At 68.1% G+C, this 12,711-nt stretch carries 14 protein-coding genes; 3 read left to right on the top strand and 11 right to left on the bottom strand.

Annotated elements, in window-relative coordinates:
• Positions 1-171: 171 nt before the first annotated feature.
• Together CRP52_RS34535 and CRP52_RS34530 are read right to left on the bottom strand one after the other, a co-directional pair.
• Positions 172-660 carry a hypothetical protein gene (locus CRP52_RS34535; protein WP_143685906.1) on the bottom strand — a complete coding sequence of 163 codons (489 nt, stop codon included), beginning with the start codon at positions 658-660 and terminating at the stop codon, positions 172-174.
• 164 nt (positions 661-824) lie between these two features.
• Positions 825-1,598: a protein kinase domain-containing protein gene (locus CRP52_RS34530; protein ID WP_179853127.1), complete on the bottom strand. Its 774-nt coding sequence runs from the start codon at positions 1,596-1,598 to the stop codon at positions 825-827.
• Between the two features lie 233 nt (positions 1,599-1,831).
• On the opposite strand from CRP52_RS34530, the gene CRP52_RS34525 reads away from it, so the two are divergent.
• On the top strand, positions 1,832-2,530 hold the full coding sequence (locus tag CRP52_RS34525; protein ID WP_097240780.1) for a hypothetical protein: 699 nt from the start codon (positions 1,832-1,834) through the stop codon (positions 2,528-2,530).
• Between the two features lie 35 nt (positions 2,531-2,565).
• Here the strand turns inward: CRP52_RS34525 and CRP52_RS40125 are convergent, their stop codons facing one another.
• From CRP52_RS40125 to CRP52_RS34515, 3 genes are all read right to left on the bottom strand, one after another.
• Positions 2,566-2,766, bottom strand: coding sequence for an alpha/beta fold hydrolase (locus CRP52_RS40125; RefSeq protein ID WP_257033198.1), 201 nt, complete (start codon positions 2,764-2,766; stop codon positions 2,566-2,568).
• Entirely contained in the window at positions 2,763-3,260 is a 498-nt protein-coding gene (locus tag CRP52_RS34520) for an alpha/beta hydrolase (protein ID WP_257033197.1), read from the bottom strand. Before CRP52_RS34520 ends, CRP52_RS40125 begins: the two co-directional genes overlap by 4 nt.
• A gap of 131 nt (positions 3,261-3,391) precedes the next feature.
• The gene (locus CRP52_RS34515; RefSeq protein WP_097240779.1) at positions 3,392-3,973 is read right to left on the bottom strand and encodes a TetR/AcrR family transcriptional regulator; all 582 of its coding nucleotides are present in this window, start codon (positions 3,971-3,973) and stop codon (positions 3,392-3,394) included.
• 136 nt (positions 3,974-4,109) lie between these two features.
• On the opposite strand from CRP52_RS34515, the gene CRP52_RS34510 reads away from it, so the two are divergent.
• A complete protein-coding gene (locus CRP52_RS34510) occupies positions 4,110-5,216 on the top strand; it encodes an FAD-dependent oxidoreductase (RefSeq protein WP_097240778.1) in 1,107 nt (368 codons plus the stop codon).
• A 128-nt stretch (positions 5,217-5,344) separates the two neighbouring features.
• Here CRP52_RS34510 and CRP52_RS34505 read toward each other — a convergent pair whose 3' ends face one another.
• From CRP52_RS34505 to CRP52_RS34480, 6 genes are all read right to left on the bottom strand, one after another.
• The gene (locus CRP52_RS34505; RefSeq protein WP_097240777.1) at positions 5,345-5,929 is read right to left on the bottom strand and encodes a DinB family protein; all 585 of its coding nucleotides are present in this window, start codon (positions 5,927-5,929) and stop codon (positions 5,345-5,347) included.
• Positions 5,930-6,086: 157 nt separating this feature from the next.
• Positions 6,087-6,518: a hypothetical protein gene (locus CRP52_RS34500; RefSeq protein ID WP_097240776.1), complete on the bottom strand. Its 432-nt coding sequence runs from the start codon at positions 6,516-6,518 to the stop codon at positions 6,087-6,089.
• 669 nt (positions 6,519-7,187) lie between these two features.
• Positions 7,188-8,594: an IS1380 family transposase gene (locus CRP52_RS34495; RefSeq protein ID WP_097240775.1), complete on the bottom strand. Its 1,407-nt coding sequence runs from the start codon at positions 8,592-8,594 to the stop codon at positions 7,188-7,190.
• A gap of 121 nt (positions 8,595-8,715) precedes the next feature.
• Positions 8,716-8,988, bottom strand: a complete 273-nt coding sequence (locus tag CRP52_RS34490; protein ID WP_143685905.1) for a hypothetical protein — start codon at positions 8,986-8,988, stop codon at positions 8,716-8,718.
• A 295-nt stretch (positions 8,989-9,283) separates the two neighbouring features.
• Positions 9,284-10,318, bottom strand: coding sequence for an HEXXH motif-containing putative peptide modification protein (locus CRP52_RS34485; RefSeq protein WP_097240773.1), 1,035 nt, complete (start codon positions 10,316-10,318; stop codon positions 9,284-9,286).
• An 85-nt stretch (positions 10,319-10,403) separates the two neighbouring features.
• A complete protein-coding gene (locus tag CRP52_RS34480; protein WP_143685904.1) occupies positions 10,404-10,658 on the bottom strand; it encodes a hypothetical protein in 255 nt (84 codons plus the stop codon).
• Positions 10,659-11,311: 653 nt separating this feature from the next.
• Between CRP52_RS34480 and CRP52_RS34475 the strand changes: the two genes are divergently transcribed.
• Positions 11,312-12,274 carry a TRADD-N-associated membrane domain-containing protein gene (locus CRP52_RS34475; RefSeq protein ID WP_143685903.1) on the top strand — a complete coding sequence of 321 codons (963 nt, stop codon included), beginning with the start codon at positions 11,312-11,314 and terminating at the stop codon, positions 12,272-12,274.
• The last annotated feature ends 437 nt before the right edge of the window (positions 12,275-12,711 follow it).

Here is a 12,711-nt window from a genome sequence, read left to right as displayed (position 1 = left end):
GCGTCAGCGGTGCTACCAGAGCACGTCCTACTTTCAGTAGGGAGAGTCCGTGCAACCCGGGCCTGGCGCTCCACTGTCGGGCGGGGTCCGGCACCCCCACGGGTGCCGGACCCCGCCCGCTTTGCGGCAGCTCCGTCCGCCCTGCCACGCGAGCCGAACGCGCCCGGAGCCTCAACGTTGCAGAGGGCCACGCCGTTGCACCGACACGGTGCCGTGCAGGACGCGGCCCGCCCTGAGCTCCCGTTCGAACCTCCGGGTGAAGACGTCCAGACGTTCCTCGGGCTCCAGTTCGAGCAGGCCGGGCGGCCAGGTGTCGGGCGGCACGAGGATCAGCACCGCGGTGCCCCGGCCCTCGGCTGCCGCCAGCCAGCCGGGCGACGCCTCGACGCGCGTGTCCGGCTCCCACGTCTGGCGCCCGCCGACCAGCGCCAGGCGCTTCACCCGGCCCTCGCCCACCTCGACGGCTCCGCTCGTGTCCGGGGGCTCACCCGCTGCGAGCGTGAATCCGCTGTCGAGCGCGGCCTCCATCAGGTCCGGGTAGAGGTCCGACCCGACTTCCACGATCAGTTCCGCGAACGAGCGCCCCTGATCCACCTGGTGCACCGCCAGCGCCCACACCATCGGTGCCCGCGCCCCGCCGTTGTCCGTTTCGTCAGCCACACCCGCTCAACGAGCCAGGGCACCGGCCGTACCCGGGTCCGCCCGTACTTCCGACGGACAGTGCGGCGCCGGCCGACCCTAGGGTCCGAGGACGTGGCCGGTACGCCGCCCGGATTCGACGCGAGCGCCGACGCGATCGCCGACGCGCTCCGCCCGTCACGTCGTCAGGCGGTCACCGCGATCGCGAACGCCGTCACCGCGACCAGCGCGGCGCAGATCACCGCGACCAGGACCCGCCCCGCCGGCAGCCGCTCCGGGCGCTGGTAGACCCAGAACGACTGTGCCCCGACCGGGCCCCGGGGCTGCCGCGCCGGCTCCCGGTCCTCCAGCTCCTCCAGGTCCTGCGCGAGCCGGCGCAGCCGGGCGGCGAACTGCCCGGTCAGGTGTGGGTCCTGCTCGGCCGGTGAGTCGAGCAACTCCGCTACTATCACGCCGAGTTCGCCCAGCGAGCCGGGCAGCACCGGGTGTCCGAGCAGCGCGCGCATCGTGGTACCGAGCGCGGACAGGTCGGAGCTCGGCGCCGGGGGGAGCGTACCGAAGCCGAGGATCTTCACGACTCCGGTCGGGGTGAGCAGCAGCCGGGCGGGCTCGATCCCGCCGTGCGCCGTCCCGGCCCGGTGCGCGACCGCCAGGGCCTCCGCGACCTGGGCCCCGAAGTCGGCGACCTCGGCCGCCCGGTACCAGCCGTCCAGCAGGTGGTCCTCCAGCGTGTACCCGTCGAGCCGCTCCATGGCGAGGAACGGCTTGCCCTCGTGCTCGCCCGCCTCCAGCACCGTGACGATCCCCGGGTGCCGCAGCCGGACGGCCGGCCCCGGCGCCTCGGCCGGCACCTTCACCACCACCGGCTGCCCCGACCCGGTGTCCCGCGCGAACCGGACCTCCCCCACCCCGCCGGCCTCGATCCGGTACCGCCCGCCGACCACCCTGCCGATCTCCATGCCGCTCTCCATGCCGCCCCCAGCCCGTCGGCCTCTGCCGCCGGGGGATCCGGGCGGGGCCGTGGTGATCAGTGTGCCGCAGCCGGGTGGTCCCGCAGCCGGGCGGCCCCGCGGGGTGGTGGACCGGCTGCGTGTGTCTGAGAATCGGATGATCCGTGAGACGGCCGGCGAACTCCGGTGGGATGCTGTGGCCTTGGTCCGCCCCACCGCATCGACCCCCGGGAGAACCGCCCATGCCGCTGTTCGGCAGTCGCAAGAACCTACCGAAGCCGCTGTGCGACGAGCACGGCCCGTGCAAGGCGCTGGCCGGGATCTCGGTCTTCGAGGTCCGGGACCGGCTGCGGCTCCTGGTCACCCCGACCCGCGGGCTGGGCCCCGACCCGATGGCCCGGCAGATCGACGACGAGCTGTCGGTCGTCCTGTGCGTCAACGGCGGGAAGCGGGGCGGGACGACCGAGGCCCTGTCGATAGCCGAGCACGCCGCCGACCAGTGGAGCGTCAGCCGGGCCGAGCTCTGGGAGCGGGCCTTCGCCAACCTGGCCACCGAGCAACTCAACCGGCAGTCCTTCAATGCGACGAACGGCGACGTCCTCTACGCCGTCAACGGGACGGGGGTGTGGCCCGGCGCGGCCCAGGCCCTGCGGCTGGAGAACGCCCTGGGCGGGGTCGAACTCCCCCACGGCGCCCTGGTCACCCTGCCGACGAGCAACGCGTTCTGCGCGGCGCCGATCCGCAGCAGCTCGTCGCTGAACGCGATCCGCTTCATGATCGACCTGTCGAAGCAGCTCCAGGCCAACGATCCGGCCCCGCTGACCTCGTCGATCTTCTGGTACCGGGACGGCTGGCTGGAGAACCTGAACGTCGGCGACAACGGCATGATGCGACCCTCCGCCCGCTTCCGAGAGCTGGCGAACCGCCTCCCCGCCACCTGACCTCCCGGTCCCGCCGCCCGGCCTTGTCGCTGCCGTCAAAGGCTCAACAGCAGGTCCCGGACCGTGTCCGGCTGGGACAGGAACGGGTGGTGGCCGGAGTCGAGTTCGACCATGCTGCCGGCTCGGCGGGCGAAGTCCCGCTGCAGGCGTGGCGGGGTGCCGCGGTCCCGGGCACAGACGAGGTAGGTCGAGGGCACCTGCTGCCATGCGGCCGCCCCGACCGGCTGCCCGGTCACCCGCACGCTCTGCCGGGCGAGGTGGTGTGCCGCCTGCGTCTGGATCTCGGGGCGCAGTCCTGCAGGAAGACGTCCACGAGTAGCTCGGGGCGGACCCCGAAGGTTCCGGCGTCGGAGTCGATGTCGAGGAACGGGGCGGGGCTGCTGCCGCCGAAGTCGGACAGACTCTGCCCGACCTCGGGCAGGTAGCTGGAGATCATCACCAGGTGGCGGACCGACCCGACACCCGCGGCGGCTTCCGCGGTGACGACGCCGCCGTAGCTGTGGGCGACCACGACAGTGGGTTCATCGCTGTCGAGCAGCGCCTGCCGCACTGCCGCGACGTCCTCGGAGAGCCCCGGACCGTCGCGGCCCCCGGGACGGCCCGCCTCGCCGCAGCTCGGCAGCGCCGGCGCCACGCTCAGCACCCCTCGCTCCCGCAGTGACTCCGCAGTGCGGTGCCACCACCACGACCCGTCCCGCACACACGCCCCGTGCACGAACACGATCCTCATCGCCGCCTCCACGTCCGCCTCGGCTGCCTCTCGACCAACGATAGGTAGAGAGGTGGCGCCGGCCGTCAAGGATCGGTCTCCGTGCCCTTTGGCACCGCATGCGCGCGTGTCGAGACTCGTCGTTGACCGGGTCAGTTACCCGGATGGGAGGCTGCCCAGCCTTGTTCGAGCAGGGCGAATGCCTCGTCGGCAGCCCGGCGCGGTTCGGGGTGCTGCAGGATCAGGCTGCGGGCCGCCAGGGCGAACCGGGCCAGGGCGGCGCAGCTGACGTCGTCCTCGGGTGCGCCCACGGCCTGCGCGATGGCCTGCGCCAGGGCCGTTTCGTGGCGGGTCCACATCCGTTGGGAGTAGTCGCGCAGCGCGGGGGTGTCCTGTACCAGGCGGGTGAAGTCGGCGAACCGCGGGTCGGCGGCGTGGACGGCGAACCGGGTCTGGTGCAGCAGCAGGTGCTCGCGCAGGGCCTGCGGGATCGACCGGCCCGGGGGCCGCTCGCGCACGGCCGCGACGAGGGCCGCTTCCAGGTCGTCGTCCTGGTCGAAGACCAGTGCCTCCTTGCTGGTGAAGTGCTTGAACAGGGTGGTCACCGAGACGTCTGCGGCGTCGGCGACGTCCTTGACGCCGACCTGGTCGTAGCCGCGTTCGAGGAAGAGTTCGAGTGCGGCGTCGGCCAGGGATTGGCGGGTCTGGGCCTTCTTGCGCTCGCGGCGCCCCATCGCTTCGGTCACTCGACCACCATAGCCCGACGTGCATCCACTCCGAAAGTGTAGTCATTGCACTTATTTAGCGAGTGTGCTTTCTTGGAGATGCCGGGCCGCCCGGCGACCCACCCACCCTCGGAAGGACACACCCATGCCCTCTGCCCGCGACCCTCGCATCGCGATCGTCGGCGCCGGCCTCGGCGGCTTGACCTGCGCCCGGGTCCTGCAGCAACACGGCCGCGCCGTCACGGTGTTCGAACGCGAAGCCGACGCCGACGCCCGCCCGCAGGGCGGCTCCCTCGACATGCACGCCGACACCGGCCAGGCCGCCTTGCGGTCGGCGGGACTGCTCGACCGGTTCCATGCCCTCGCCCGCCCCGAGGGCGACGAGTGGCGGGTGCTCGACCCTGCCACCGGTGCCCTCCTCACGCAGCGAGGGCCGACCGCTGGCGGGGGCCGCCCGGAGATCGACCGCGGCCAACTGCGCGGCCTGCTGCTGGACTCGCTCACCCCGGGCACGGTGCGGTGGGACCGTGCCGTCACCGGGGTCACCCCGCTGGCGGGCGGCACCTGCCGGCTGGTCCTGGGTGACGGTACGGCCGAGGAGTTCGACCTGGTGGTCGGTGCCGACGGTGCCTGGTCACGGGTCCGCCCGGCCCTGTCGCCCGCCGTACCCCACTACACCGGTGTCACCTTCGTCGAAACCGGCTTCGACCAGTGCGATACCCGCCACCCCGAACTCGCCCGGCTGGTCGGCAACGGATCGCTGCTGGCGAAGGGCGTCGGCCGGACCATGGTCGCCCAGCGCAACAGCAACGGCCACATCCGCGGCTACCTCGCGCTGCGCGAGCCGCAGGACTGGCACGCGGCCGCCGGACTCGACCTCGACGACCAAGGGGCCGTGCAGGAGCACCTGTTGGAGATGTTCGACGGCTGGGACGAGGGCCTGCTGCGGATCCTGCGCGACAGCGACCACGGCTTCGTCAACCGGCCCCTGCACGTGCTGCCCGCCCCGCACACCTGGGCGCACGTGCCCGGCGTGACGCTGCTCGGCGATGCCGCGCACCTGATGCCGCCGGTCGGGCTGGGCGCCAACCTCGCCATGCTCGACGGCGCCGACCTCGCCCACGCCCTCGTCACCGAATCCGGCGTCGGCGACGCCGTCCGCGCCTACGAGCGCGTCATGCTGCCGCGCTCGACCGAGGCCGCGACGGGCAGCGCACAGGGCCTCGACCACCTGGTTCCCGCAGCCTGCTGAGCACTCACTGCTTGCGTCGCGGGCTATGAGGGCATCACCCCGTGGATGCGGGAGGATGGTGAACACCCGCTCGTCGTTGCGCAGGTGGCACCAGGCGTGGAGGAAGGGGGCGACACGCCGTGGGCGCCTTAAGCCTTGATCGGTGCCGCAGACCTGGCGGCCTGCTCGATCTTCGCGTAGTGCGCTGCACGGGCTTGCTCGTCGATCTGCTTCTCGTGTTCGGGGCGCAACCCGGTCCGGCCGTCGAGGCCCTCGCGCAGGATGTCGGCGTGCCCGGCGTGCCGGAGGGTCTCGCCGAGGACGTGGACCAGGACGGCGAACAGGTTCGTGTCGGCATGCGGCTCCGGCCACCACGGCACGAGGCCGGGGGCGTCGATGGAAAGCTCATTGATCGTCGCGTCCGCGTGTTCCCAGGTGCGCCGGTAGAACCCGACGATCTGATCGCGGGTCTCGTCCTCGGCCGCCCACTGGTCACTGCCGTCTGAGTCCTGCCACCGGCACAGCGGTTCCGGCGAAGGGCGGCCGAAGACCTCGCCGAAGTACCTGGCCTCGACTGTGGCCACGTGCTTGACCAAGCCGAGCAGGTTGGTCCCGGTCGCGGTCAGAGGTCGGCGGGCGTCGTATTCGGACAGGCCGTCGAGCTTCCAGAGCAGCGCCTCGCGGTCCCGCCGCAGCCGACCGTGCAGGGTGTCCTTCGCGAATTCGTCGATCATGCGACATGAGCCTGCCATGGGGTGCTCGGGGTCTCAAGATCCGTATGCGGTCGGCGACGACTGGCAGAATTGAGGGCTGGCCGAGCCGCCGCCCTGACCTCCTGCAAGCAGGCCGCGAAACTTGCCGCGTGAGACAACCTCTTATCCCGGCTGTCGACTACTGCTCGTCGGCGGTCAGCTGCGGCTGCACGTCGGTCGGGAAGCCCGGGTGCGGGCCGGTGACCATCTGTACCGGCCGCGGCCCCGCCGGGGTGCTGACGGCCGTTCCGCCGTCCAGCGGGTCGAGCTGGATTCCGGCGTCGGCGAACACCGACACCAGCCCGTCCGGGAACGCGGCCGGCGGGAAGCCGTCCAGGTGGACGGTGCCGCCGGTCATGGCGGCGGCCAGCGCGAGGGTGGCGGCCTCCAGCCGGTCCGGTGGGACGGTCCACACCCCGCCCCGGATGCGGTCGGTGCCGGTGACGTTCAGCGCCGTCCTGCCGCGCCACTCGATGCCGACGCCGGCTTGCGAGAGCAGGGCGGCGGTGTGGGTGACCTCGGGTTCCACACTGGGGTTGAGGATCGCGGAGGTGCCCGGGGGTAGGTCCATCACCCGCTCGGGACTGGCAGATTCGAGCGTCCGGTGCACTGCCTGCGCAGGGCTGCACCCATTTCCCCGGGGCCAGCACCGTCGTCCGGTGATGGCCCCGAAGGGGTTCCGCCAGTGGTTCCAGCACGCGCCGGATTCGGGGGTTGCCCCCAACACGCTTTCCAACTGTTCGTCCGGGTGTACGGGGGCGACCGTAGGCGTCCTGAACCTGCGGCGGAGCGGTTTACTGGCCGGGTGCTGAACGGCCCCGGACGGGGGTGAATGCAACCAGAACTGCAACCACAGCTGGTTGCCTCAGGTATCTCCCGCGCCGCGGGCTCATCTCAGCCGCCATCAATCCTGAGCACGAACCTCCCGCCACCGCGCGGCAGTGGTCTCGCTCACCGTGTAGTAGAACTCGGACTTGAAGTCGGCGCCATCGGATTCGCTGGAAGCGCCACAGTCGCTGTCCAGTCACTCCCACCGCTGTACTCGGCTGGTACCCCTGCTCTGCTCGACGGTCACAATTGACTAACCTCCGTGTTTCGGTTCGCGTCGGCTGATCTGGGGTGATCCCTGTGTCGGGGGTCGTGGGGCTGCCGTGGGACGGTGGGCATGCCGAGGGCCCGGCGCGATGGCCGGGTGCTCCTGGGTCCTCGGGTCGTGGGTGGTCAGGGGCTGCTTCGTCTGTCAGGTGGCCGGTCGGGGTAGTGCCACCAGGCGGCTGAACGCTGCGGTCAGTTCGTGGCGCCAGGGCCAGGTGGCGGCGATCCGCAGGTATAGGCGGCGGGCTCCGCGCGTGATCCGGGCGGCAGCGTGCAGGAGGCGGTAGCGGAGCTTCTTGGGCTCGGCGGTGGCCAACTCGCCGTCCAGCAGCAGGGTCCGGGCCCAGGCGAGCAGGTCGATGGCGGTCAGGGACAGCTCCAGCCAGGCCTGGTTGATGGCGAAGTGGCGGGAGGGGAAGCGGCCGAAGCCGGTGGTCTTGCCGCAGCGGATGTGGTCCTCGACTCGGGCGTGAGCGCGGTGGCGGACCTCCAGGTACTGGATCGAGCCGCCGCCGGCGACGGGGGTGTCGGTGAGGAAGACCTGGTGGCGCATGCCTTCGTCCTGGTCGAACAGGGACAGCTGGGCGCCTGGGTGGGGGCGCTCTCGTCGGACGATGATGCGGGTGCCGTCCGGGTATCCGGTGAGGTCGACCAGGCCGGTCAGCTCGGCGACTTCGGCCCCGGCACGAAGCGTGCCGTCCTGTTCCAGGGCAGGGTGCCAGACCCGGTCGGGTAGGACCCGGATGGCCTTGCGGACCTGTTCGGTGACGGCGTGTCCGACGGAGAAGGTGGTCTGGATGCCTCGCTGCCTGAGGGCGCGCAGGTGGGCGAGGAAGGCCTTGGCGCCGCCCGCGCTGTCGGTTCGGATGAGGACCGGGGTGCCGTGGCGGTGGGCGTCGGGAATCTGCGCGAGGGCCGCGTCGACGACCGTGATGTGGTCAGCTGCGGTGTTCGCTCCGGCGTTGCCGGGTCGCAAGATGCCGGCCAGGGCCTCGCCGGTGTTGTCCAGGAAGCAGAGCATCGGGTGGTAGCCGAAGCCGCGTTTGTAGGTGGCGGCCGCCTCTTCCTTCTCGGAGTGGCAGGTGACCAGGGTGGCGTCGATGTCCAGGACCAGGCCGGGCAGTTGACGTCCTCCGCCGCGGGCTGGCGGTATCCCGTCCGTGGTCTCGGCGGTCTGCAGCCAGGCGACCTCGCGGGCCTGGGCCCGGGCTGCCCGCAGCGCGTTCAGGTTGTTGGTGTCGATGCCCGCCAGGACGCGCCACGCGGTCGGGGTGGAGGCGACGGGGCCGAACACGTCACGCTGGTCACGCAGCACGGCCAGGTCCCGGATCGCCTCGCCTCCGTCGGCGAGCATCACCGCCAGGTCCACCGCGACGCGGCCGGGATCATGCCCGGTCCCGCGCGGTCGCAGCCGGTGCAGGGCGTCGCTGAAGGCGCTGGTCAGCGAGGTGGCGTCGGCCAGATCCGCCAGCAGACGCGAGCCGGCGTGGTTGACCACCCCGAGCCCGTCGGCACTGACGACGAGCTTGGGGCGTGACCGGGTAGTGTGCACGCAGAAAGTGCCTTCCTACTGGTACGACTGGGACCTTAGACAAGCCTCATCGTTGCAGCTCAGAAGGCACTTTCGCTTTTCCGATCATGATCCGGACGCGACCCCGGATGAAACACGCAGGTTAACATTCGCTACAGGTGCCGTCGCGGTAGTCGTAGCAGCCGCACCCGTCTGGCGTGCAGACAATCTCAATGTCGACGTTTCCCCTCAGCCGGGTATCACCAGCCGGCTGCCACTTGAGCGTCTTACCGCTCGTGATGTCCAGACCGAGGGTACGGCTCACGATCATGGACATTTCTTCCAGTCGCCCAGTCACCTCCTCGTGGAGTCGCTGCATTCGAGCGTGGTCATCAGGTTCCAGCCGTACTTTTTTCCTGGCCGCCGTCGTCGCCATTGCAGCTCCTCCACTTGGCATTTCCTTCCTTCGATGGACTCAACGCGGGGTTGGCCTGGCCTGCAACAGCAGGCAGCCATCCGGGGGAGCCACGACTGCAAGGCCGGAACGTGCCGTGGTCTTTCCACTGATCGAGGCCGCGGCCTGCTGACCTTGGCGTACGAGCGTGCGTCGACTGCCGCCACCACCCACACCTATGGACGGGACCACCCGCACGGCCCGCCATGCAGCCGGGCGCGAACCTCCTAGACCGGCCACGTTGAGGAGGTCATTAACTGCTGCAACTACTGGTGGATTAGACGCTGCAGCCAGGAAGCGGATTCACTCTCAGAAATTGACTGTAATCGAATACATAAGGCTGGCCGGTCAAATTCACGCCACGGAGAGCCTCGTAGTGTCGAGAAGCCAGTCTTTTGAATTCTTCCGTCAACTGTTCGATCAGTGAGAGGCCTGCATCGGACATGATATTTTGCGCTAGCAGGTCAGTTAGATCCTCTGCGTAACGCTGCAAGATATAGGCAAGGCGACCTTTAAGTTCGTACTGAGCATCGCCTTCGACTAGGCGCATTTCGAGGCAACGTCCAAAACCTTCCGCCATGACCATTTCGGTAAAGATGGCGTGGAGCACTACGTATGCGGTACGCGGCTCACCAGAGGGGGTGTTACTGCCTGGTAGAAGTGTCTGCGGATGGACACTGAAAAGTCTCTCCGGTCTAACAGTCATTGCCCCGAAGATTACGTGTCCGCACTGATGGAGGAGTTCTTCCAAGAAAAAAATGGAGCCCGCCCCTTGGGATGCATTGATGAAGACAGCTCCATGAGCAGAGAGAGCTGCGAATGAATTGGGCCTCGATGCGCGAAAAATGACAATCCGTCTTACGCACTCTTCCACAAGCCCGGCATATTCCGGATAGGCGCGCAAGATAAGCCCCCAAGAATTCTCCAGGCTGCTCAAGTCTTTGGAGGTGGCGATTCCATCCAACTCGCCCACTTGACCCGCTTCGCAAAATAGTCTGCGCAGCAGCGGATGTGAAGCGTTGGTAATTTTGAAGGGTAGACGGGCGGGGCATTCCTTTGATAGGGCGCTATCTTGCGCATCCTCATGGCGAAGGAGAAGTTCTCCAGGCGAATTTTCCCACACAGCTTTCCGCTGCGGATGCGTAAAATAGGCGAATAGCAGCGGCTCAAGGAAGATGTCACCACCCTGATCGAACGATTCGGGGATATCTGGATGACTTTTAAACAAGAGCGAGCGAATTACGCCAGCTAGCTCTTGTTGCCCCTTGTGGAAGTCTGGAGTTAGGTACTCAAGGATTGTTTTAATACCCACGAATACGCCCTTCGCCTCTGTGCGTTATTCACGAGAGCAGTGCCGCATAAGCCATTCATGACTTCGCGGCACTGCTACGCGGCGATTAGGCGGGTTGCAGTGCCGACGGGAGTGGACGCGTTACGAGGAGGGCGTCCAGCTTCTGGAAGATCGGCACTAGTTCATCGATGAAAATCCCCGTTTCCTGGGCAATGACGATGTGGCATTCGCTGAAGCTGCCGCCGCTGATGCGGCCGACCAGTTCCTGGAAGCCCTCCGGACCAGCCTCATTCAGGAACTGGTCCAGAGTCAGGTGCTTTACGTTATCGAAGTTGGACTTTCCGGCGACCATCATGCTCATGGTCATATCCTTCCTCTGTGCGAGATTTCAGGGCTGCGCTACGTGCGCCTCTCCGAACGGGTGCATCTTCCGACTATCAGGTCGAACGTGTGCGGTGAAGCTAGGTGCCGGTACTGCTGATGAGATTGACAGGCCGGCCACACCCCCTCGCGCGACAGCTGGAAGTTGCTGGAGAACAGCATGTACGTGCTCTGCAAAATAGGAGTAGCACCCAACCGGGTGATCTTCTGGGTCGCGGTCTATTGACAGCCTCGGTCGGACGATCGCCTCGCCGCCGTCGGCGAGAATCACCGCCAGGTCGACCGCGACACGGCCGGGATCGCGCCCCGTGCCGCGCGGCCGTAAACCGGCGCAGAGCGTCGGAGAAGGCGCTGGTCAGCGTCGTGGTGTCGGCCAGATCCGCGAGCAGACGCGAGCCGGCGTGGTTGACCACCCCGTGCCCGTCGGCGCTGACGACGAGCTTCGGACGTGAGCGGGTAAGGCGCACGCAGAAAGTGCCTTCCTGCTGGTACGACGGAGACCTTAGACAAGCCTCATCGTCCCTGTTCAGAAGGCACTTTCGCGTTCCCGCTCACGATCCGGTCCCAGCCCGACGTGAAACGCGCAGGCTAAAGCCACCATTTGGTGCGGAACACTTGACCCACGATCGAGTCATGACGGTACGTGAGGGCGTTGACGGTGACGTAGGCCTAGCTCAGTTGAGCGGGGCGAGCAGCGAGGAGGTTGCACCCGACAAGGTGGGCCATCTCGGTGGACGGGACCAGCCCGTCGCGGAGGAACACCAGGCCCGGTTGGCTCCGGGACGCGATGCCAAACCGGCTGTCGGCGGCTACTGGACGAGGCCACGATCAGTGCCTCCCTGGTGGATCTTCCCACTGCTCGGGGCCAGCTGCCTGGTGCCGTTGCTGTTCGCGCGGCAGACGGAATCATCCACGGCGAAGCTCATCCTGGTCGGGCTCGGCTCAACGCTTGTGGTCGTGTACGTGACCTCGATGTTTGTACTGGTGGTGGGGCAATCGCTCCGACGGAGCGCAGCCGAGACGCGCAGCCGACTTGAAGCGGCCGACTCACCCCGCATCCAGGTGCACGGTTCCGGTGCCACCCTGTACTTCCAGGGGACGGCTCCGGATCAGCAAGGCGAGTTGCAGTTCGACGGCAGAGTCGGGCATCGGCACCGGGACTATCGGGACCCGGCTCAAGACGCTCTGCTCGTGGAGAACTACGCGCTCGGCATCACCCAGGCGCGATTCAGCTTTCTGGTCAGTATCGCCTTCGCCGCAATCGGTTCGTTGATCCTTTTGGGAGGTGTAGCTCTCGCCATCTGGCACGCTCAAGGAGATGGTCAGCGCTACGCTGCGATCGTGGCGAGCACGGCTGGGACGGTGACGGACCTGACGGCAGCCATGTTCTTCGTGCAGTCCAACAGAGCTCGCAGGGATATGGCGATCCAGGGTGCACAGATGCGGGTCGATCACCAGGAAGCACGCGATATCACGGTGGCCATGGAGGTTCTCGACGGGTTGGAGGACTCGATGAAGGCTGCGGAGGTGCGCGGAGAGCTGGTCTTGAGGCTCATCACCCGCCGGTCCATCCCACAGGAGCCTTCTGAGCCGTAACAGCGGAGCATCACTGCCGACCTCGACGCAGTGCAGCTGCAGTATTAGGCCGCGGAGCGTCCACCTGAGTGCCGGCGGGCGGACGGTGGCGGATGCATCCGCTCGGGTTTCCTCGGCCCCGAACCGTGCGATGAAGGGCAACCGCAGAGCACCGACCGGTGCGAGCTCAGCGCGATGAGAGAGTGGCATGGGGCGCCCCGTTACCCAGCTGAAGTTGTCGCATGCACGTGCTGGGCTGCCCAGGGCAGGTCGGCGAGGTGCGACTGCAACCAGAACTGCAATTACGGAATGACGAAGGCCCGGACCGCCAAGCGGTCCGGGCCTTCTGCCGGCGGAGGATACGAGATTCGAACTCGTGAGGGGTTGCCCCCAACACGCTTTCCAATTCTCCCGAACGCCGTCCGCCGGGGTTCACATCTGTCCTGACCTGCGGCGGA

It is taken from the genome of Streptomyces sp. 1331.2 (assembly GCF_900199205.1).
In the GTDB taxonomy this organism is placed as follows: Bacteria; Actinomycetota; Actinomycetes; order Streptomycetales; family Streptomycetaceae; genus Kitasatospora.
Note: the sequence above shows the minus strand (reverse complement) of the source record. Positions and strands in the feature narration are given on the sequence as shown.